This window comes from Halomonas cerina, assembly GCF_014192215.1.
GTDB lineage: Bacteria > Pseudomonadota > Gammaproteobacteria > Pseudomonadales > Halomonadaceae > Halomonas > Halomonas cerina.
Window position 1 is genome coordinate 49,242 of the sequence record NZ_JACHXP010000017.1, and the last position, 21,201, is coordinate 70,442.

Genomic DNA, 21,201 nt, shown 5'->3' on the forward strand with positions numbered 1-21,201 from the left:
ACCGATTAGCCGCGGGAACCGTCATGCCCAAACGTACCGACATCCAGAGCATCCTGATCATCGGCGCCGGCCCGATCGTCATCGGCCAGGCGTGCGAATTCGACTATTCCGGCGCCCAGGCCTGCAAGGCGCTGCGCGAGGAGGGCTACCGGGTCATCCTGGTCAACTCCAATCCGGCCACCATCATGACCGACCCGGCGATGGCCGATGCCACCTACATCGAGCCGATCACCTGGCAGGCGGTCGAGAAGATCATCGAGGCCGAGCGCCCCGACGCCATCCTGCCTACCATGGGCGGCCAGACCGCGCTGAACTGTGCCCTGGACCTCGACCACCACGGCGTGCTGGCCAAGTACGATGTGGAGATGATCGGCGCCAACGCCGATGCCATCAACAAGGCCGAGGACCGCGACCTCTTCGACAAGGCCATGAAGAACATCGGCCTGGAGTGTCCCAAGGCCCAGGTGGCCCACGCCATGGACGAGGCCTGGCGCATCCAGGGCGAGCTGGGCTTTCCGGTGATCATTCGCCCCTCCTACACCATGGGCGGGTCCGGCGGCGGCGTGGCCTACAACAAGGAGGAGTTCGAGGAGATCTGCACCCGCGGTTTCGAGCTCTCCAACAACCACGAGCTGCTGATCGACGAGTCACTGCTGGGCTGGAAGGAGTACGAGATGGAGGTCGTGCGTGACAAGCACGACAACTGCATCATCGTCTGCGCCATCGAGAACTTCGACCCCATGGGCGTGCACACCGGCGACTCCATTACCGTGGCCCCGGCCCAGACGCTGACCGACAAGGAATACCAGATCATGCGCGACGCCAGCCTGGCGGTACTGCGCGAGATCGGCGTCGAGACCGGCGGCTCCAACGTCCAGTTCGGCGTCGATCCCGATACCGGACGCATGGTGGTCATCGAGATGAACCCGCGGGTATCGCGCTCCTCGGCGCTGGCCTCCAAGGCCACCGGCTTCCCGATCGCCAAGATCGCCGCCAAGCTGGCGGTGGGCTATACCCTGGACGAGCTGTCGAACGACATCACCGGCGGGCGCACTCCGGCGTCGTTTGAGCCGTCCATCGACTATGTGGTCACCAAGATCCCGCGCTTCACCTTCGAGAAGTTCCCCCAGGCCAACGATCGGCTGACCACCCAGATGAAGTCGGTGGGCGAGGTGATGGCCATCGGCCGTACCTTCCAGGAGTCGCTGCACAAGGCCCTGCGCGGCCTGGAGACCGGCAACGATGGCCTCGATCCCATATTTCCCGATTTCAAGTTCGGCGAGTTCACCCCCGACGCTCTGGCGCGCATCAAGGGCGAGCTGCAGGCCGCCGGGGCCGAGCGTATCTTTTATGTGGCCGACGCCCTGCGCGCCGGCATGAGCGTCGAGGATGTGTTCGCCCTGACCAACATCGATCGCTGGTTTTTGGTGCAGATCGAGGACCTGGTCCTCAACGAGGCGGAAGTGGCCAAGCGCTCGCTCTCCGAGTTCAGCCCCCGGGAGCTGTTCGCCCTCAAGCGCAAGGGCTTCAGTGATGCCCGTCTGGCCAGCCTGCTCGGCGTCTCCGAGAAGGAGTTCCGCAAGACCCGCCAGCAGGCCGGTATCCGCCCGGTCTACAAGCGGGTGGACACCTGTGCGGCGGAGTTCGCCTCCGATACGGCCTACATGTACTCCACCTACGAGGAGGAGTGTGAGGCCGAGGTCTCCGAGCGCCAGAAGATCATGGTGCTCGGCGGTGGACCGAACCGCATCGGCCAGGGCATCGAGTTCGACTACTGCTGTGTCCATGCCGCGCTCGCCATGCGCGACGACGGCTTTGAAACCATCATGGTCAACTGCAACCCGGAGACCGTCTCCACCGACTACGATACCTCGGATCGTCTCTACTTCGAGCCGGTGACCCTGGAGGACGTGCTGGAGATCGCCGACAAGGAGCAGCCGGTGGGGGTGATCGTGCAGTTCGGTGGCCAGACCCCGCTGAAGCTCGCCCGCGAGCTCGAGGCCGCCGGCGTGCCGATCATCGGCACCACCCCAGACGCCATCGACCGCGCCGAGGACCGCGAGCGCTTCCAGCAGATGATCGACAAGCTGGGTCTCAAGCAGCCGCCCAACGCCACCGCACGCAGCTTCGAGGAGGCCTTCGCCAAGGCCGAGGCGATCGGTTACCCGCTGGTGGTGCGGCCAAGCTACGTGCTCGGCGGCCGGGCCATGGAGATCGTCTACGACGCCTCCGAGCTCGAGAACTACATGACCCATGCGGTCAAGGTCTCCAACGACTCACCGGTGCTGCTCGACCACTTCCTCAACGCCGCCATCGAGATCGATATCGACGCAGTGAGCGACGGCGAGCAGGTGGTGATCGGCGGCATCATGCAGCATATCGAGCAGGCCGGGGTGCATTCCGGCGACTCCGCCTGTGCGCTGCCGCCCTATTCCTTGCCCGCCGAGGTGCAGGATGCGATGCGTGAGCAGGTCAAGCGCATGGCGGTAGAACTCGGCGTCAAGGGTCTGATGAACGTGCAGCTGGCCTGGCAGGACGGCGAGATCTACGTCATCGAGGTCAATCCGCGGGCCTCGCGCACCGTGCCCTTCGTCTCCAAGTGCATCGGCACCTCCCTGGCCCAGATCGCCGCGCGCTGCATGGCCGGCACCTCCCTGGTCGATCAGGGTTTCGAAACCGAGCGGGTGCCGCACTTCTATAGCGTCAAGGAGGCGGTCTTCCCGTTCAACAAGTTCCCCGGCGTCGACCCGATCCTGTCGCCGGAGATGAAGTCCACCGGCGAGGTGATGGGCTCCGGCGAGACCTTCGCCGAGGCCTTCTACAAGGCCCAGCTAGGCGCCGGCGAGGCGATTCCGCGGCTCAATGGCGAGCGTAAAGCCTTCCTCTCGGTACGCGATCCCGACAAGGCGGGTGTTATCGAGGTGGCCCGTTCTCTGTTAAAATTAGGTTTCACCCTGTGCGCGACCCGTGGCACGGCAGCGGCCCTCGAGGCGGCCGACCTGCCGGTGGAGATCGTCAACAAGGTTTATGAAGGCCGTCCGCATATCGTCGATCTGCTCAAGAACGACGAGGTCGCCTATATCGTCAACACCACCGAGGGCCGCCAGGCCATCAATGACTCCTCGGTGATTCGCCGTACCGCCCTCGCCCGCAAGGTCCCCTATGCCACCACCCTGGCCGGGGCGAACGCCGTTTGTCTGGCGCTGGAGTACGGTAACGCCATCACGGTACGGCGGCTACAGGAACTGCATGCAGGAGCCAGTACATGAACAAGGTCCCGATGACCATCGTCGGTGAGCAACGCCTGCGCAAGGAGCTCGAGGAGCTCAAGAGCGAGGCGCGTCCCAGAGTGATCGCGGCCATCGCCGAGGCCCGCGAGCACGGCGATCTCAAGGAGAACGCCGAGTATCACGCGGCACGCGAGCAGCAGGGCTTCATCGAGGGACGCATCCAGGAGATCGAGGGCAAGCTCTCCAGCGCCCAGGTGATCGATGTCACCAAGCTGCCCCAGACCGGCAAGGTGATCTTCGGCGTAACCGTGGGGCTGATCAACCTGGAGACCGACGAGGAGGTGACCTACCGGATCGTCGGCGAGGACGAGGCCGACATCAAGGCCGGCCGGATCTCGGTCACCTCACCCATCGCCCGGGCCCTGATCGGCAAGGAAGAGGGCGACGTGGTGCAGGTGCGAACCCCAGGGGGCGATGTCGAGTACGAGATCGCCAGCGTCGAGCACCTGTAGCCCTTCGGGCAGCGCCTAGCTACAAGCGCCTAGCGCCCAGCAGGTCAGTAACGGGCGGCAGGTGTCGAGGTAGAAAACGAGAAAACCCGCCGGGAAGCATACCTGGCGGGTTTTTTCTGGATTTCTCCTGGGTGTTTGCCATCTTCCTGCTCGGCGCTCGGCGCTCGGCGCTCGGCGCTCGGCGCTCGGCGCTCGGCGTCAGCGCCGCCCGTGATGCTCCTCGAAGCGCTTGATATTGGAGAGCTTGGGATTGACCCGGGGGTTGTGGCGGTAGAGCAGGGCGACCTTGCCGATCGTCTGTACCCGTTCGGCACCGCTCTCGGCGACCAGCTCGTCGAGCATGGCGGTGCGGTCGTCGCGCTCGGCCAGGGCCAGCTTGATCTTGATCAGTTCGTGGTCGGTCAACGCCCGGTCGAGCTCGGCGAGCACGCCCTCGGAGAGGCCGTTCTCGGAGACCGTGACCACGGGGTCGAGGTGATGCCCGATGCTGCGGAATGCTTTCTTTTGTGCCTGTGACAAGCTCATGGTATCGTGCTTCTTCCCGGTTGGCGCGCAGCGCACAGGATACGGTGAATCGCCTCGCGGCGAAAGCGCGGCCGCCTTCACCGCCCCTTGTATGCCGGGCCGCAGGTCAGCACCCCCGTCCCCGATTCCGGAATCCGCTCGACCGCCTGTCTTTCCCGTAACGCGACACAGGTGATGCCGTGGCACCTCCCTCTGATTCTCGCTCCAAGGGCGCCAGCGGCGCCAAGCGCCGCAGCGCCAGCAAGAGCAGTGCCGGTTGGCTCAAGGAGCACTTCGACGACCGCTTCGTCCAGCAGCGCTGGCAGGATGGCTATCGCAGCCGGGCCAGCTACAAGCTACAGGCCCTGGACGAGAAGAACCGGCTGCTGCGCCCGGGCATGACGGTGATCGACCTCGGCGCCGCCCCCGGTGGCTGGAGCCAGATCGCCGCGGAGAAGGTGGGGCCGGAGGGCCTGGTGATCGCCTCCGATATCCTCGAGATGGATGCCCTGGCCGGCGTCGACTTCGTCCCGGGGGATTTCACCGAGGAGGCGGTGCTCGAGGCGATCCTCGACCGGCTCGATGATCGCCCCGTGGACCTTGTGATGTCGGACATGGCCCCCAATATGAGTGGCATGGCCGCCATCGACCAGCCCCAGGCGATGTACCTGGTGGAGCTAGCCCTGGACTTGGCGCGCCAGACCCTGTCGCCCGGCGGCGCCTTCCTGGCCAAGGTCTTCCAGGGAGAAGGGTTCGATGCTTACCTGAAGGCGTTGCGCAGCGACTTCAGGCGGGTGGTGACCCGCAAGCCGGAGGCGTCCCGGGCCCGTTCCCGGGAGGTCTACCTGCTGGCGGAAGGGTTTCGCGGCTGAGCCGGCGTCCCGATAGTCACAGGCTAACGATGCGATGGCCGGACACGACGGCGTGTCTGTGTCACAGTGAGTGTCATAGCCACGGGTGGGTACGCCCCGCCCCCATGCTGGCTGAACATCTGCCGCTGATGTAGTGTCGAAGCCATCAGGCATGTTAAGCCGACAGATTCTTGCAATGAGGGTGGTCCCTTGAACGACATGGCGAAGAACCTGATTCTGTGGTTGGTCATCGCGGCGGTGCTGCTGACGGTGTTCAACAACTTCAGCGTCGAGAATACCCCGCAGACGATGAACTACTCGCAGTTCGTCCAGCAGGTGCAGAACGAGCAGGTCCGTAGCGTGACCATCGATGGCTATACCATCACCGGCGAACGCACCGACGGCTCGCAGTTCCAGACCATCCGCCCCGCGGCGGAAGACCCCAAGCTGATGGATGACTTGCTGGCCCACGACGTCACCGTGGTGGGCAAGGAGCCCGAGCAGCAGAGCCTGTGGACGCGGCTGCTGATCGCCAGCTTCCCGATCCTGCTGATCCTGGCCATCTTCATGTTCTTCATGCGCCAGATGCAGGGCGGGGGCGCCGGTAAGGGCGGGCCGATGAGCTTCGGCAAGTCCAAGGCCAAGCTGCTCTCCCAGGACCAGATCAAGACCACCTTCTCCGACGTGGCCGGCTGCGACGAGGCCAAGGAGGAGGTCGAGGAGTTGGTCGACTTCCTGCGCGACCCGACCAAGTTCCAGCGTCTCGGCGGCACTATCCCGCGCGGCGTGCTGATGGTCGGCCCGCCCGGGACCGGCAAGACGCTGCTCGCCAAGTCCATCGCCGGCGAGGCCAAGGTGCCGTTCTTCTCGATCTCCGGTTCCGACTTCGTCGAGATGTTCGTCGGCGTCGGCGCCTCTCGCGTGCGCGACATGTTCGAACAGGCCAAGAAGCAGGCGCCGTGCATCATCTTCATCGACGAGATCGATGCCGTGGGCCGCTCACGTGGCGCCGGCATGGGCGGTGGCAACGACGAGCGCGAGCAGACCCTCAACCAGCTGCTGGTCGAGATGGATGGCTTCGAGGCCAATGAGGGCATCATCGTCATCGCCGCCACCAACCGGCCCGACGTGCTCGACCCGGCGCTGCTGCGCCCGGGCCGCTTCGACCGCCAGGTGGTGGTGCCGCTGCCCGATATCCGCGGCCGCGAGCATATCCTCAACGTGCACCTGCGCAAGGTGCCGCTGGCCGACGACGTCAAGCCGTCGCTGATCGCCCGCGGGACGCCGGGCTTCTCCGGCGCCGACCTGGCCAACCTGGTCAACGAGGCCGCGCTGTTCGCCGCGCGGCGCAACAAGCGCCTGGTGAGCATGGACGAACTGGAGCTCGCCAAGGACAAGATCATGATGGGCGCCGAGCGCCGCTCCATGGTCATGACCGAGAAGGAAAAGCTCAATACCGCCTACCATGAGTCGGGCCACGCCATCATCGGCCTGGTGATGCCAGAGCACGACCCGGTCTACAAGGTGACCATCATCCCGCGCGGCCGGGCGCTGGGCGTGACCATGTTCCTGCCCGAGCAGGATCGCTACAGCCTGTCCCGCCAGCAGATCATCAGTCAGATCTGCTCGCTGTTCGGCGGTCGCATCGCCGAGGAGATGACGCTCGGCCCGAATGGCGTCACCACCGGGGCGTCGAACGACATCAAGCGCGCCACCGAGCTGGCCCACAACATGGTGGCCAAGTGGGGCCTCTCCGAGGAGATGGGGCCGGTGATGTACGACGAGGACGAGTCCCACCAGTTCCTCGGCGGTCCCGGTCAGGGCGGCAAGCTCAAGTCGGGCGAGACCACCACCAAGCTCGACAAGGAAGTGCGCAAGATCATCGATGAGTGCTACCAGCAGGCCAGGCAGATCCTCAAGGACAACCGCGACAAGCTCGACGCCATGGCCGAGGCGCTGATGCAGTACGAGACCATCGACTCGACCCAGCTCAAGGACATCATGGAAGGGCGCGATCCGCGTCCCCCCGAGGGCTGGGATGACCCCAGTGGTGGCTCACCCTCTGCCGATCAGCCGGACGCCGAAGCCGGCAAGGCGAAAGGGGGGCGAGAGGCCGATGGCGATGAGGATGCCGATGATGAGCCGACCCGGAGACCTTCCGACCCGCTGGGCGGGCCGGCAGGCAGCTGAACCGGTCCGCTAGCGACCACAGGCGCCCCGCGGGGCGCCTGTGCCGTGGTGGGGCCTTCCCTGCCGTTTCACGACCCTCCTTCAGGACGACGATGGACACCAGTACCCCGACGCTTTTGCCCTGTGGCCGACACCGGCTCGACCTCTCCTTTCCCCGTATCATGGGGATTCTCAACGTCACCCCCGATTCCTTCTCCGACGGTGGCCGCCATGTGGCCCTCGATGATGCTCTGCGTCATGCCGAGCGCCTGCTGGCGGAAGGGGCGGCGATCATCGATGTGGGGGGCGAGTCCACCCGCCCCGGCGCCGCCCCGGTCTCGGTCCAGCAGGAGCTGGACCGGGTGGTGCCGGTGGTCGAGGCGCTGGTGCGTGAGCTCGATGCCCTGGTGTCGGTGGATACCAGCACTCCCGAGCTGATACGCGAGTCGGCGCTGGCCGGCGCGGGGATGATCAACGACGTGCGCAATCTGCGGCGTGACGGCGCCATGCAGGCTGCCGCCACCAGCGGCCTGCCCGTGTGCCTGATGCACATGCTGGGTGAGCCCGGCGACATGCAGGACGCGCCACACTATGATGAGCCCGTAGAGGAGGCCGTGGCGGCCTTCCTCGAGGCGCGCATCGCCGAGTGCGAGGCGGTGGGGCTGCGCCGCGAGCGGCTGGTGCTCGACCCGGGCTTCGGCTTCGCCAAGACCGTCGAGCACAACCTGCGCCTGCTGCATCGTATGGACCACGTGACGCGTCTGGGTCTGCCGCTGCTGGTGGGCATGTCCCGCAAGAGCATGATCGGCCAGGTGCTGGACCGTCCCGTGGAGGAGCGCCTGCATGGCGGCCTGGCGTTGTCGGCGCTGGCGGTGGAGCGGGGCGCGCGGATCCTGCGGGTCCACGAGGTGGCTCCGCATGTGGACGCGGTGAACATGGCCTGGGCGGTGATCAACGAGGGACGTGACGATGGCTAGGCGTTATTTCGGTACCGACGGAATCCGCGGCACGGTGGGCGAGGCCCCCATCACTGCCGACTTCATGCTCAAGCTGGGCTGGGCCACCGGCCGGGTGCTGACCCGCGAGTCGGGGCGGGCCCGAGTGCTGATCGGTAAGGATACGCGGATCTCCGGCTACATGTTTGAGTCGGCCCTGGAGGCCGGGCTGTCCGCCGCCGGCGTCGATGTGATGCTGCTCGGCCCGATGCCCACCCCAGGCATCGCCTATCTGACGCGGACCTTTCGCGCCGATGCCGGCATCGTCATCTCGGCCTCCCACAATCCCTTCGCCGACAACGGCATCAAGTTCTTTTCCGCCGCGGGCACCAAGCTCGACGACGGCCTCGAGGCACGTATCGAGGCCATGCTCGACGAGCCCCTGACCACCGTGGCCCCGGATGCGCTGGGCAAGGCGGTACGGGTCAACGATGCCGCCGGACGCTACATCGAGTTCTGCAAGTCCACCATCCCTGACCGGGTCGACCTGCACGGCCTGAAGATGGTGGTCGACTGCGCCCACGGCGCCACCTATCACATCGCCCCCAGCGTCTTTCGTGAGCTGGGAGCCGAGGTGACCCTGATCGGCGCGACCCCCGACGGCCTCAACATCAATCAGGCGGTGGGCTCGACCCACCCGGCGGCATTGAGGGCCGCGGTGATCCAGCAGGGGGCCGACCTCGGGGTGGCCTTCGACGGTGACGGCGACCGGGTGCTGCTGGTGGACGACAATGGCCGCGAGATCGACGGCGACGACATCCTCTACCTGATCGCCCGGGATCGCCATGGTCGTGGCGAGCTCGGCGGCGGCGTGGTCGGCACCCTGATGAGCAACTTCGGCCTGGCCGCGGCGCTGGAGGCCATGGACATCCCCTTCGAGCGGGCCAGGGTCGGCGACCGCTACGTCATGGAGCGCCTGGCGGCCAATGGCTGGCAGCTCGGCGGCGAGGCCTCGGGGCATATCGTCTGCGGACATGTGCAGACCACCGGCGATGGCATCGTCTCGGCGCTGCAGGTGCTGTCGATCATGGTCCGCGAGGGACGCTCGCTGGGCGAGTTGCTCGCGGGCCTGGAGAAGGCTCCCCAGGTGCTGGTCAACGTGCGCCTGACACCGGGCAGTGACGCCAGGGTGTTGCTGGAGAAGGAGGCCATCCAGGCAGCCGTGGTGGCCGTGGAGGGCGAGCTCGGGGATCAGGGTCGGGTGCTGCTGCGTCCTTCCGGGACCGAGCCCCTGATCCGGGTGATGGTCGAGGGACGGGCCCATCTCGACGTGTCGGGCCTGGCACGTCGCCTGGCCGGCGATGTCGAGGCGCTGCTCTCCTGATCCCGGACGTGGCCGATGTTGTCTTGACAGGGCCGCTCCTATACCATTTCGCACCACCTTGAAAGAGGATACCCCATGCGCACGCCGCTGATCGCCGGCAACTGGAAGATGAATGGCTCGCTGGCCCTGGTCGAGCGCTTCGGTGAGGCCTTCTCCCAGCCCGAGGTACGGCTGCCGGATGGCATCGATATTGCGCTGATGGTGCCGGCGCCCTACCTGGAGGCCGCCCGTCGTGCCTTCTCCGCCGGTCCCCTGGCCTTCGGTGGCCAGACCCTGCATCACGAGCGCCACGGGGCCTTCACCGGCGAGATCAGCGGGGCCATGCTCGCGGAATTCGGCGCTACCTATGTGCTGGTCGGCCACTCCGAGCGGCGTACCCTGTTCGGCGAGGATGATGCAGCGGTGTGCGCCCGGGTGAAGGCCGCGCTGACCGAGCGCCTCACCCCGGTGCTGTGCCTGGGCGAGACGCTCGAGGAGCGCGATGCCGGTCGCACCGAGGCCGTGGTGCTCGGCCAACTCGAGGCGGTATTCGACGCCCTTTCGCCCGAGGAGCGGGATCGGCTGGTCATCGCCTACGAGCCCGTCTGGGCGATCGGCACCGGACGCACCGCGACCCCCGAGCAGGCCCAGGCGGTACATGCGGCCCTGCGCGCGCGCCTGGCCGACTACGACGCCGGGCTCGCCGAGGGCATGCGGCTTCTCTACGGCGGCAGCATGAAGGCGGCCAATGCCGCCGAACTGCTCGCCCAGCCCGATATCGATGGCGGCCTGATCGGTGGCGCCTCGCTCCAGGTCGACGATTTCCTAGTCATTTGTCAGTCAGCAGGTTGAAGCCATGCAAGTTGCCATTCTCATGATCCATGTGGCGATCGCCATCGCCCTGGTCGTCCTGATCCTGCTGCAGCAGGGCAAGGGCGCCGAAGCCGGTGCCGCCTTCGGTGGCGGTGCCTCCCAGACCGTGTTCGGCTCCCGGGGCAGCGGCAATTTCCTGTCGCGCACCACCGGCGTGCTGGCGGCGGCCTTCTTCGCCACCTCCCTGACCCTGGCCTGGTTTGCCTCCCAGGCCGGTCAGGCCACGCCGGAAGCGGGTATTCCCGATGCCGAGCTGATCGAGCAGCAGAATGCCCTGCCGACCCTTGACGATGAAGGGCAGGATGTGGATAATACGGCGCCAGTGCTGGAGGAAGGCGACCGTAACTGAGTCGTCGATCCGGCCTCCCCTGATGCCGAAGTGGTGGAATTGGTAGACACGCTATCTTGAGGGGGTAGTGACCTTACGGTCGTGCGGGTTCAAGTCCCGCCTTCGGCACCATTTGATTGAAGCCGGCACGGTGACGCTCACCACGGGTCGGACCTTCAACAGCAGGATTGGCAGAGCGGTGCTTTGTCCCTTGACGCAAGAGTCAGGCAGGCATATAATCACCGACCTAGATTGATGCGGGGTGGAGCAGTCTGGTAGCTCGTCGGGCTCATAACCCGAAGGTCATCGGTTCGAATCCGGTCCCCGCTACCATCTTCCTGGCAGGCATGCAGGTGTTTCAGGGGCATGCCAAAACCCGAAGTGGTATACAGGTTTCTTGTGAAAGCCCCTTCCAGCGAAGGGGCTTTTTGTTAGCAGCGTGTCGGCCGGGACCCCGGCGGCACTGTTCCGGGCAACGCCATTCAGCCACCTGACTTTCCTGTTCACTCCCGGCCAGGTGCCTGATGCAACGGCTGTAGGAGCTTTCGTTCGTGGCAATCAAGGATGCTGCGCTGCATGCGCTGATCGAGCCGGTGGTCTCCACCATGGGCTTCGAGCTGTGGGGCATCGATCACCTGTCCCAGGGAAAGCACTCTCGCCTGGTGATTTACATCGATCACCCGGACGGGGTGAACGTGGAGGACTGTGCCGATGTCAGCCGCCAGGTCAGTGCGGTGCTCGATGTCGAGGACCCCATCGCCGGCGAGTACCGGCTCGAGGTCTCCTCGCCCGGTATGGATCGCCCGCTGTATACCCTCGATCAGTTCTCGCGCTATGCGGGCCACACGATCAGCCTCCGGCTGCGAGTGCCCTTCGATGGCCGGCGCAAGTTCCAGGGGCTGCTGGCCGGGGTCGAGAGCGACGAGGTCCTGTTGCAGCTCGACGGCGAGGAATACTGCTTTCCCATCGAGAGCATCGACCAGGCGCGGATCGTGCCGCAGTTCGATCGGTGATGTGGATGCATAAGGACAGGTTATCTGGCGAGGCTAAGGCATGAGTAAAGAAATTCTGGCGGTCGTCGATGCGATCTCCAACGAGAAGGGGGTCCCCCGCGAGGTGATCTTCGAGGCCGTCGAGGCGGCCCTGGCCAGCGCATCGCGCAAGCGCTTCGAGGACGAGGAGGCCAGCGTGCGGGTCCACATCGACCGCACCACCGGCGACTACGAGACGTTCCGTCGCTGGGAGGTGGTCGACGACGATGACTTCGACGGGCCCGACGCCCAGATCAAGCTCTCCTTCGCCCAGCGTCGCGACCCGCCCCTGGGGTTGGGGGACGTGGTGGAAGAGCGCATCGAGAACGCCGAGTTCGGCCGTATCGCCGCCCAGACCGCCAAGCAGGTGATCGTGCAGAAGGTGCGCGAGGCCGAGCGCGCCGAGGTGGTGCGCCAGTATGCCGAGCGCGAGGGTGAGCTGGTCGCCGGCATCGTCAAGAAGACCACCCGCGACGGCCTGATCATCGATCTGGGCGACAACGCCGAGGCCTTCCTGCCGCGCAGTGAGATGATTCCCGGCGAACGCTATCGCATGAACGAGCGGGTCCGCGCCCTGCTCACCAAGGTCGATCCCGAGGCCCGCGGCGCCCAGCTGATCCTGTCGCGCACCTGCCCGGAGCTGATCATCGAGCTGTTCAGCATCGAGGTGCCGGAGATCGACGAGCAGCTGATCGAGATCAAGGGCGCGGCCCGGGATCCCGGCTCACGAGCCAAGATCGCCGTCAAGACCAATGATCGGCGCATCGACCCGGTCGGGGCCTGCGTCGGCATGCGCGGCTCGCGGGTCCAGGCGGTGTCCTCGGAGCTGCAGAACGAACGGGTCGATATCGTGCTGTGGGACGACAATCCCGCCCAACTGGTGATCAACGCCATGGCACCTGCCGATGTCGCCTCGATCCTCGTCGACGAAGAGGCCCACGCCATGGACGTGGCCGTCGCCGAGGACAACCTGGCCCAGGCCATCGGCCGCAGTGGCCAGAACGTACGCCTGGCCTCGGAGCTCACCGGCTGGCGACTCAATGTCATGACCGAGGAGGAGGCCGAGGCCAAGCGCGATCAGGAGATCGACAGTCTCGTCGAGCACTTCGTCCAGCACCTGGACATCGACGACGACGTGGCACGCCTGCTCGTGGAGGAGGGCTTCACCTCTCTGGAGGAGATCGCCTATGTGCCGGTCGAGGAAATGCTGGAGATCGAGGAGTTCGACGAGGCGCTCATCGAGGAGCTGCGCGCTCGCGCCAAGGACGAACTGCTGAACCTGGCCATCGCCTCCGAGGAGGAGCTCGATGGTGCCCAGCCGGCCGAGGACCTGCTGGGGATGGACGGCATGGAGCGTCATCTGGCCTTCGTCCTGGCCAGTCGGGGGATCATCACCATGGAGGATCTGGCCGAGCAGTCCGTCGATGACTTGATCGACATCGAGGGAGTGGACGAAGAGCGCGCCGCGGCACTGATCATGACTGCCCGTGCGCCTTGGTTCGAGAGCGAACAGTAAACGGGTCACGGGCTGAGGAGGGTCGTAATGTCAGAAATGACCGTTAAGGATTTTGCAGCGAAGGTGGGGCGCGATGTGCCCCGTCTGCTGGAGCAGATGAAAGAGGCCGGGCTCGGCCAGAAGTCCGAGAGCGACGCCGTGTCCGAGGAGGACAAGCGCCGGCTGCTCGACTATCTCACCAAGAGCCATGGGGGCAGCGGTGCCGGGGCGAAGAATCGCGTCACCCTCACCCGCAAGACCCGCAGCCGCATCAAGACCGGCGAGCGGGGCAAGACCATCGAGGTGCAGGTGCGCAAGAAGCGCACCTACGTCAAGCGTGAGGAAGCCCAGGAAGAAGAGAAGGCCAAGCCGGTCGAGGAGACCGGGCCGCGTCAGCTGGTGGGCGACATGGCCGATTCTCAGCAGGCCGAGGCCAAGCGTGAGGCCCGCGAGGCCGAAGAGGCCAAGGCGCGCGCCGCCGAGGCATCCGCCCGTGAGGCCGCGGCCAAGCTCGAGGCCGAGAAGGCCGCCGCCGAGCCCGAGATCCCGGTGCCGGAACTGGAAGAGGCACCGGCGGCGCCGGACGAGCCCCCGGCCCCACCCAAGGAGGGCCGCGACCAGGTGCGTCGTGCCTCCGTCAAGAAGGCCAGCGGCAAGGGCGGCAAGAAGGGTCGCGACGACCGCGACGACGAGCGTGGCGATCGCGAGGAGCGCCGGCGGGGCGGCGGCAAGAAGGCCAAGCGCGCCGAGCGTCGTGGCGGACGCCGCGGTGGCAGCCAGGGCGGCGGCAAGCACGGCTTCCAGAAGCCGACCCAGCCGATCGTCCGCGAGGTCTCGATCCCCGAGTCGATCAGCGTCGCCGACCTGGCCGACAAGATGTCGATCAAGGCCAACGAGGTCATCAAGGCCATGTTCACCATGGGGGCCGCGGTGACCATCAACCAGACCATCGACCAGGATACCGCGGCCATCGTGGTCGAGGAGATGGGCCACAAGCCCAAGCTGGTCAAGGACGATGCGCTGGAGACCGAGGTCCTCGAGGGCATCTCCTATGAGGGCGAGGAGATCACCCGCTCACCGGTGGTCACCGTCATGGGGCACGTCGACCATGGCAAGACCTCGCTGCTCGACTACATTCGCGAGGCCAAGGTGGCCACCGGCGAGGCCGGCGGCATCACCCAGCACATCGGCGCCTACCATGTCGAGGATGACCATGGTGGCGTGACCTTCCTGGATACCCCGGGCCATGCGGCGTTCACCGCCATGCGGGCCCGCGGCGCCAAGGCCACCGACGTGGTGGTGCTGGTGGTGGCCGCCGACGATGGCGTCATGCCTCAGACCATCGAGGCCATCGAGCACTCCAAGGCCGCCGAGGTGCCGATGGTGGTGGCCGTCAACAAGATCGACAAGGCGGGAGCGGACCCGGACCGGGTCAAGAACGAACTCTCGCAGCACGGCGTCATCTCCGAGGAGTGGGGCGGCGACACCCAGTTCGTGCACGTCTCCGCCAAGTCCGGCGAGGGCATCGAGGCGCTGCTGGAAGCGATCCAGCTGGTCTCCGAAGTGCTCGAGCTCAAGGCCGTGCCGGAGGCACCGGCCATGGGCGTGGTGGTCGAATCGCGCCTGGACAAGGGCCGCGGCCCGGTGGCCACCGTGCTGGTCCAGAACGGCACCTTGAAGAAGGGTGACATCGTGCTGGCCGGGTTGCACTACGGTCGCGTGCGCGCCCTGATCAACGAGCTGGGCCAGCAGGTCGACGAGGCCGGCCCCGCCATGCCGGTGGAGATCCAGGGCCTCGACGGCACCCCCGAGGCGGGTGACGACTTCATGGTCGTGGCCGACGAGAAGAAGGCCCGCGAGGTCGCCAACTTCCGTCAGGGCAAGTACCGCGAGGTGCGTCTGGCCCGCCAGCAGAAGGCCAAGCTGGAGAACATGTTCAGCCAGATGGGCCAGGAAGAGGCCGCCAAGCTCAACATCGTGCTCAAGGCCGACGTCCAGGGGTCCCTCGAGGCCATCAAGGGCGCACTGGAGGAGCTGTCCACCGACGAGGTCAAGGTGGCCGTGGTGTCTTCCGGGGTGGGCGGCATCACCGGCACCGACGCCAACCTGGCGCTGGCCTCCGAGGCCGTCGTGATCGGCTTCAACGTGCGTGCCGATGCCGCGGCCCGCGAGATCATCGAGCGGGAAGGGCTGGAGCTGCGCTACTACAGCGTCATCTACCAGCTGATCGACGAGGTCAAGCAGGCCATGAGCGGCATGCTGGCGCCGGAGTGGAAGGAGGAGATCGTCGGCGTGGCCGAGGTCCGCGATGTCTTCCGTGCGCCCAAGATCGGTGCCGTGGCTGGCTGCATGGTGGTCGAGGGCACCGTCCATCGCCACAAGAAGATCCGCGTGCTGCGTGAGAACGTGGTCATCTACGAGGGCGAGCTCGAGTCGCTGCGTCGCTACAAGGACGACGTCAACGAGGTGCGCAGCGGCATGGAGTGCGGCATCGGCGTGAAGAACTATAACGACGTCCAGATCGGCGACAAGATCGAGGTCTTCGATCAGGTCAAGGTCGAGCGGACGCTCTAACCGCTCGAGGAGCCGATCATGCGCGAGTTCAAGCGTACCGACCGGGTAGCCGACCAGCTCCAGAAGGAGCTGGCGGTGCTCATCCAGCGTGAGGTCAAGGATCCGCGTCTGGGCATGGTCACGGTCAGCGGCGTCGAGGTCAGTCGTGATCTCGGCTATGCCGACGTCTACGTGACCCTGCTGGGCGAGCAGGACGCCGAGCGCATCAAGGAGAATTTGGCGGTGCTCAAGCGAGCCGCCGGCTTCCTACGCAGTCAGATCGCCCGGCGCATCAAGCTGCGCCATGTGCCGGAGCTGCGTTTCCACTACGACGAGAGCGTGGTGCGGGGGCAGCGGCTCTCCTCGCTGATCGACGAGGCGGTGGAAAGCGACCGTTCGCGTCACGACGAGGATGCGCCCGACGATGGGGAGCGTGGCTGATGGCGCGTCGGCGTCGCGGCCTGCCGGTCAACGGCGTGTTGCTGCTGGACAAGCCCCGTGGCCTGTCCAGCAACCACGTCCTGCAGCGGGCCCGGCGTCTGTTCCAGGCCCAGAAGGCGGGTCATACGGGGACGCTGGACCCCATGGCCACCGGGCTGTTGCCGGTGTGCTTCGGCGAGGCGACCAAGTTTTCGGCACAGCTGCTGGCCGCCGACAAGGTCTACCGGACCCGGGTCGAGCTGGGCACAGTCACCGACACCGGGGATGCCGAGGGTGAGGTGGTCGCGCGTCATGCGGTGCCACGGCTCTCCGAGGCCGACATCGAGGACGTGCTGACGCGCTTTCGTGGCGAGATCGACCAGGTGCCCCCAATGCACTCGGCGCTCAAGCACCAGGGCCGCAAGCTCTACGAGCTGGCCCGCGAGGGCAGGACGGTCGAGCGTGCAGCGCGCCGCGTGAAGGTGTATGATGCGCGCCTTCTCTCGTTCGAGGGCGAGGCCTTCGAACTGGAAGTGCACGTGAGCAAAGGCACCTACATTCGCACGCTCGCCGAGGACATCGGCCGGGCACTGGGCGGTGGCGCCCACATCAGCGCCCTGCGGCGGCTCAAGACCGGCCCCTTCGAGGCGGCGGGCATGGTCACGCCCGAGGCGCTCGAGGCCCTGCCGGACCAGGCGGCCCGCGAGGCCGTGCTGTTGCCGGTGGACGTGCTGGTGGCTCATCTGCCACGACTCGTGGTCGATGACGCGGCAGCGCATCGGCTGACTCACGGCCAGCCGGCGGGGGTCGACGCCCCCGGTCTCGGCGTGGGCGAGATGGCAAGACTCTACCGCGATGAGGTCTTCCTGGGCCTTGGCGTGGTGACGGGGCCGCAGGAGGTGGCCCCGAAGCGGCTGCTGAGTAGCGCAGCCGATTGAGGGACGCGACGTTCGAGACTGCAAATATGCGTGGTCTCACTCATTCACCATTCAGGCATATTGCTTACTGGAGAGACAGATGGCACTGACCGCTGAACAGAAGGCCGAGATCGTCAAGGAATTCAGCCGTGGCGACAACGATACCGGTTCCCCCGAGGTCCAAGTGGCCCTGCTGAGCGCCAACATCGATGGCCTGCAGGACCACTTCAAGACCAACAAGCAGGATCACCACTCCCGTCGTGGTCTGATCCGCATGGTCAACCAGCGCCGCAAGCTGCTGGACTACCTGAAGCGCAAGGATTTCGAGCGCTACCAGGCGTTGATCCAGCGTCTTGGCCTGCGTCGCTAAGCGCGACTCGGTATCGGATGACGAGCACGGGCGGCCCCTCGGGGCCGCCCGTTTTCGTCGGCGCGAACAGTGGCTGAGCGTCGCGTCACCCCCTAAAATGGTCGCCGAGTCAAAACGACCCAAACACAGACAAGTTGAAGGAAGTCGCCGTGAATCCGGTCAAGAAAACGTTTCAGTATGGTCGCAGCACCGTCACCCTGGAGACCGGGCGCATCGCTCGCCAGGCCACCGGAGCCGTGATGGTCACCATGGACGACACCGTGGTGCTGTGCACCGTGGTAGCGAAGAAGGAGGCCAACCCGGCCCAGCCCTTCTTCCCCCTCTCCGTCCACTACCAAGAGAAGACCTACGCGGTCGGCAAGATCCCCGGCGGCTTCTTCAAGCGTGAGGGGCGTCCCACCGAGAAGGAGACCCTTACCTCGCGGCTGATCGATCGTCCGATCCGTCCGCTCTTCCCCAAGGGCTTCATGAACGAGGTGCAGGTCATCTGCTCGGTGCTCTCCACCGACCGTAACCATGATCCAGACATCGCCGCCATGCTTGGGACTTCCGCCGCCCTGGCGGTCTCCGGCGTGCCCTTCAACGGGCCGATCGGCGCCGCCCGTGTCGGCTTCACCGAGGACAAGGGCTACTTCCTCAATCCCACCGTGGAAGAGCTGGCCACCTCCGAGCTGAACATGGTGGTCGCCGGGACCGAGAAGGCCGTGCTGATGGTCGAGTCCGAGGCGAGCGAGCTACTCGAGGACGAGATGCTCGGCGCGGTGCTCTACGGTCACCAGGAGATGCGTGTCGCCATCGCCGCCATCAACGAGCTGGTCGCCGAGGCCGGCAAGCCCAAGTGGGACTGGCAGGCCCCCGCCGAGAACACCGCGCTCAAGGACGCCGTGGCGAACGGTTTCGAGGCCAAGGTGGGCGAGGCCTATCGCATCACCGACAAGATGGCCCGCCAGGACGCGCTGTCCGCGCTCAAGGCCGAGGCGGTCGAGTCGCTGGCCGGTGAGGAAGAGGGCCGGTTCGACGCCGACGACGTCAAGGGCGCCTTCGCCGGGCTCGAGAAGCGCGTGGTGCGCTTCCGGGTGGTCAAGGGCGAGCCGCGCATCGACGGCCGCGACCACAAGACCGTGCGGCCGCTGGCCATCGAGGTGGGCAGCCTGCCCAAGACCCACGGCTCGGCGATCTTCACCCGCGGCGAGACCCAGGCGATCGTCATCGCCACCCTGGGGACCCTGCGCGATGCCCAACTGATCGAGTCGCTGGAAGGCGAGCGCAAGGACCGCTTCCTGCTGCACTACAACTTCCCGCCCTACAGCGTGGGCGAGGCCGGCTTCATGGGCGGTCCCAAGCGTCGCGAGATCGGCCACGGCCGCCTGGCGCGACGCGGGGTCCAGGCCATGCTGCCTGCCGCGGAGGACTTTCCCTACACCATCCGCGTGGTCTCCGAGATCACCGAGTCCAATGGTTCCAGCTCCATGGCCTCGGTGTGCGGCTCCTCGCTGGCGCTGATGGATGCCGGCGTGCCCATGAAGGCGCCGGTGGCGGGCATCGCCATGGGCCTGGTCAAGGACGAGGACGGCTTCGCGGTGCTGACCGATATCCTTGGCGATGAAGACCATCTGGGCGATATGGACTTCAAGGTGGCCGGCTCCGCCGACGGCGTCACCGCCCTGCAGATGGACATCAAGATCGAGGGCATCAACGAGGAGATCATGGAGCAGGCGCTGCAGCAGGCCAATGCGGCCCGCCTGCAGATCCTCGAGCAGATGAATGCGGTGATCGCCCAGAGCCGTGCCGAAGTCTCCGAAAACGCGCCCTCCATGGCCACCATCAAGATCGATCCGGAGAAGATCCGCGACGTCATCGGCAAGGGGGGCGCGACCATCCGCAAGATCTGCGAAGACACCGGCGCCTCCATCGACCTGGACGACGACGGTACCGTGCGTATCTACGCCGAGGACAAGTCGGCAGCCAAGGCGGCCATCGACACCGTGCTGGCGATCACCGCCGAACCGGAGATCGGCAAGCTCTATCGCGGCAAGGTGGTGCGCATCGCCGACTTCGGGGCCTTCGTCAACATCATGCCGGGGACCGACGGCCTGGTGCACATCTCGCAGATCGTGCCCGAGCGGGTCAACGACGTGCGCGATTACCTCAACGAGGGCGACGAGATCGTGGTCAAGGTGCTCGATATCGACAACCGCAACCGGGTGAAGCTCACTCTTAAGGAGATCACTCCGGAAGAGAAGGCCGCCTTCGAGGCCGAAACGGCTGACGCCGAGCTATAAGCGCCGAGCGCCGAGCTGCAAGGCAAAACCGCCACCAGGGTCCTGCCCTGGCGGCGGTTTTTTATGCGTCGTAGGCCCAAAAAAGACGTGCCCCGGGAGTCAATCCCGGGGCACGCTGTCTGCTAGGCGCTAGGCGCTAGGCGCTAGGCGCTAGGCGCTAGGCGCTTACCGTTCGATGGCGAGCGCCACGCCCTGGCCACCGCCGATGCACAGGGTGGCGAGACCCTTCTTGGCATCCCGGGCGATCATCTCGTGGACCAGGGTCACCAGGATGCGACAGCCGGAGGCGCCGATGGGATGGCCGATGGCGATAGCCCCGCCGTTGACGTTGATCTTGGATGCATCCCAGCCGAGTTCCTTGTTGACCGACAGCGCCTGGGCGGCGAAGGCCTCGTTGGCCTCGACCAGGTCGAGATCGTCCAGACTCCAGCCGGCTTTCTCCAGGCAGCGGCGGGTGGCCGGGGCCGGCCCGATGCCCATGATCGAGGGATCGACGGCGGCGTTGGAGTAGGCCTTGATGCGGGCCAGCGGCTCGAGGCCCAGCGCCTTGGCCTTCTCGGCGGAGCACAGCATCACCACGGCGGCGCCGTCGTTGATCGAGGAAGCGTTGCCGGCGGTGACGGTGCCGTCTTTCTTGAAGGCCGGTCGCATGCCGCCGAGCTTCTCGGCCGTCACATCGCGGGGCCCCTCGTCGGTGTCGAAGACGATCGGGTCACCCTTGCGCTGGGGGATCTCCACCGGGACGATCTGACCCTTGAACTTGCCCTCCTTGATGGCGGCGGCGGCCTTCTGCTGGGAGCCGGCGGCGAACTCGTCCATCTGCTCGCGGGTGATGCCGTACTTCTCGGCCAGGTTCTCCGCAGTGATGCCCATGTGATAGTCGTTAAAGGCATCCCACAGGCCATCGTGGACCATGGAGTCGATGGCCTTCCAGTCGCCCATCCGCTGGCCGGTGCGCGAGTGGGGCAGCACATGCGGCGCCAGCGACATGTTTTCCTGGCCGCCGGCGAGGATCACCTCGGCGTCGCCGAGCATGATGGCCTGGGCGCCCAGGTGCAGGGCCTTGAGGCCGGAGCCGCAGACCTTGTTGATGGTCATGGCGGGCACGGCATCGGGCAGGCCGGCCTTGATGGAGGCCTGGCGGGCCGGGTTCTGGCCGACGCCGGCGGTCAGCACCTGGCCGAGCAGCACCTCATCGACCTGCTCTGGCGCGACACCGGTTTGGGCCAGCACGTCCTTGATGACATGAGCGCCCAGATCGCTGGCGGGTATACCGGCCAGGGAGCCGCCGAAGGTGCCGACGGCGGTACGGCGGGCGGCAACGATCACCACTTCTTGCATGAGACAATCTCCTCTACACGGATAGCA

The 21,201-nt window shown here is 66.2% G+C and carries 17 protein-coding genes and 2 tRNA genes; 17 read left to right on the forward strand and 2 right to left on the reverse strand.

Annotated elements, in window-relative coordinates; translation table 11 throughout:
* Positions 1–23 precede the first annotated feature (23 nt).
* Both carB and greA read left to right on the forward strand, forming a co-directional pair.
* Positions 24–3,269 carry a carbamoyl-phosphate synthase large subunit gene (gene carB, locus FHR94_RS15175; protein WP_183326798.1) on the forward strand — a complete coding sequence of 1,082 codons (3,246 nt, stop codon included), beginning with the start codon at positions 24–26 and terminating at the stop codon, positions 3,267–3,269.
* A complete protein-coding gene (gene greA / locus FHR94_RS15180) occupies positions 3,266–3,742 on the forward strand; it encodes a transcription elongation factor GreA (protein ID WP_183326800.1) in 477 nt (158 codons plus the stop codon). The genes carB and greA overlap by 4 nt, the downstream gene beginning before the upstream one ends.
* A gap of 198 nt (positions 3,743–3,940) precedes the next feature.
* On the opposite strand, the gene yhbY is transcribed toward greA, so the two are convergent.
* Positions 3,941–4,267 (reverse strand): ribosome assembly RNA-binding protein YhbY, encoded by a 327-nt coding sequence (yhbY, locus tag FHR94_RS15185; RefSeq protein ID WP_183326802.1) that lies wholly within the window; start codon positions 4,265–4,267, stop codon positions 3,941–3,943.
* 179 nt (positions 4,268–4,446) lie between these two features.
* Between yhbY and rlmE the strand changes: the two genes are divergently transcribed.
* The 15 genes from rlmE to pnp all read left to right on the forward strand — a co-directional run bounded on the left by rlmE (position 4,447) and on the right by pnp (position 19,833).
* A complete protein-coding gene (gene rlmE, locus FHR94_RS15190) occupies positions 4,447–5,118 on the forward strand; it encodes a 23S rRNA (uridine(2552)-2'-O)-methyltransferase RlmE (RefSeq protein WP_183326804.1) in 672 nt (223 codons plus the stop codon).
* Between the two features lie 189 nt (positions 5,119–5,307).
* Positions 5,308–7,287, forward strand: coding sequence for an ATP-dependent zinc metalloprotease FtsH (gene ftsH, locus FHR94_RS15195; RefSeq protein WP_183326806.1), 1,980 nt, complete (start codon positions 5,308–5,310; stop codon positions 7,285–7,287).
* A 92-nt stretch (positions 7,288–7,379) separates the two neighbouring features.
* Positions 7,380–8,243, forward strand: coding sequence for a dihydropteroate synthase (gene folP / locus FHR94_RS15200; RefSeq protein WP_246389987.1), 864 nt, complete (start codon positions 7,380–7,382; stop codon positions 8,241–8,243).
* Positions 8,236–9,585 (forward strand): phosphoglucosamine mutase, encoded by a 1,350-nt coding sequence (gene glmM, locus FHR94_RS15205; RefSeq protein ID WP_183326808.1) that lies wholly within the window; start codon positions 8,236–8,238, stop codon positions 9,583–9,585. The genes folP and glmM overlap by 8 nt, the downstream gene beginning before the upstream one ends.
* A gap of 75 nt (positions 9,586–9,660) precedes the next feature.
* Positions 9,661–10,416 carry a triose-phosphate isomerase gene (gene tpiA / locus FHR94_RS15210; protein ID WP_183326810.1) on the forward strand — a complete coding sequence of 252 codons (756 nt, stop codon included), beginning with the start codon at positions 9,661–9,663 and terminating at the stop codon, positions 10,414–10,416.
* Positions 10,417–10,420: 4 nt separating this feature from the next.
* Complete coding sequence (gene secG, locus FHR94_RS15215) at positions 10,421–10,786, forward strand: preprotein translocase subunit SecG (protein ID WP_183326812.1); 366 nt, start codon at positions 10,421–10,423, stop codon at positions 10,784–10,786.
* Between the two features lie 24 nt (positions 10,787–10,810).
* Positions 10,811–10,897: transfer RNA gene (locus tag FHR94_RS15220), tRNA-Leu, on the forward strand.
* 124 nt (positions 10,898–11,021) lie between these two features.
* Positions 11,022–11,098 (forward strand) — tRNA-Met (locus FHR94_RS15225).
* 218 nt (positions 11,099–11,316) lie between these two features.
* Entirely contained in the window at positions 11,317–11,778 is a 462-nt protein-coding gene (rimP, locus tag FHR94_RS15230; RefSeq protein ID WP_183326814.1) for a ribosome maturation factor RimP, read from the forward strand.
* Between the two features lie 40 nt (positions 11,779–11,818).
* Positions 11,819–13,312 carry a transcription termination factor NusA gene (gene nusA / locus FHR94_RS15235; RefSeq protein WP_183326816.1) on the forward strand — a complete coding sequence of 498 codons (1,494 nt, stop codon included), beginning with the start codon at positions 11,819–11,821 and terminating at the stop codon, positions 13,310–13,312.
* A 27-nt stretch (positions 13,313–13,339) separates the two neighbouring features.
* On the forward strand, positions 13,340–15,865 hold the full coding sequence (infB, locus tag FHR94_RS15240) for a translation initiation factor IF-2 (protein ID WP_183326818.1): 2,526 nt from the start codon (positions 13,340–13,342) through the stop codon (positions 15,863–15,865).
* 18 nt (positions 15,866–15,883) lie between these two features.
* Positions 15,884–16,285, forward strand: a complete 402-nt coding sequence (gene rbfA, locus FHR94_RS15245) for a 30S ribosome-binding factor RbfA (RefSeq protein ID WP_183326820.1) — start codon at positions 15,884–15,886, stop codon at positions 16,283–16,285.
* On the forward strand, positions 16,285–17,202 hold the full coding sequence (gene truB / locus FHR94_RS15250; RefSeq protein WP_183326822.1) for a tRNA pseudouridine(55) synthase TruB: 918 nt from the start codon (positions 16,285–16,287) through the stop codon (positions 17,200–17,202). Before rbfA ends, truB begins: the two co-directional genes overlap by 1 nt.
* A 79-nt stretch (positions 17,203–17,281) precedes the next feature.
* The gene (rpsO, locus tag FHR94_RS15255; RefSeq protein ID WP_183326824.1) at positions 17,282–17,551 is read left to right on the forward strand and encodes a 30S ribosomal protein S15; all 270 of its coding nucleotides are present in this window, start codon (positions 17,282–17,284) and stop codon (positions 17,549–17,551) included.
* Positions 17,552–17,700: 149 nt separating this feature from the next.
* Positions 17,701–19,833 (forward strand): polyribonucleotide nucleotidyltransferase, encoded by a 2,133-nt coding sequence (pnp, locus tag FHR94_RS15260; protein WP_183326826.1) that lies wholly within the window; start codon positions 17,701–17,703, stop codon positions 19,831–19,833.
* A 165-nt stretch (positions 19,834–19,998) separates the two neighbouring features.
* Here pnp and FHR94_RS15265 read toward each other — a convergent pair whose 3' ends face one another.
* The gene (locus FHR94_RS15265) at positions 19,999–21,174 is read right to left on the reverse strand and encodes an acetyl-CoA C-acetyltransferase (protein WP_183326828.1); all 1,176 of its coding nucleotides are present in this window, start codon (positions 21,172–21,174) and stop codon (positions 19,999–20,001) included.
* Positions 21,175–21,201 lie beyond the last annotated feature (27 nt).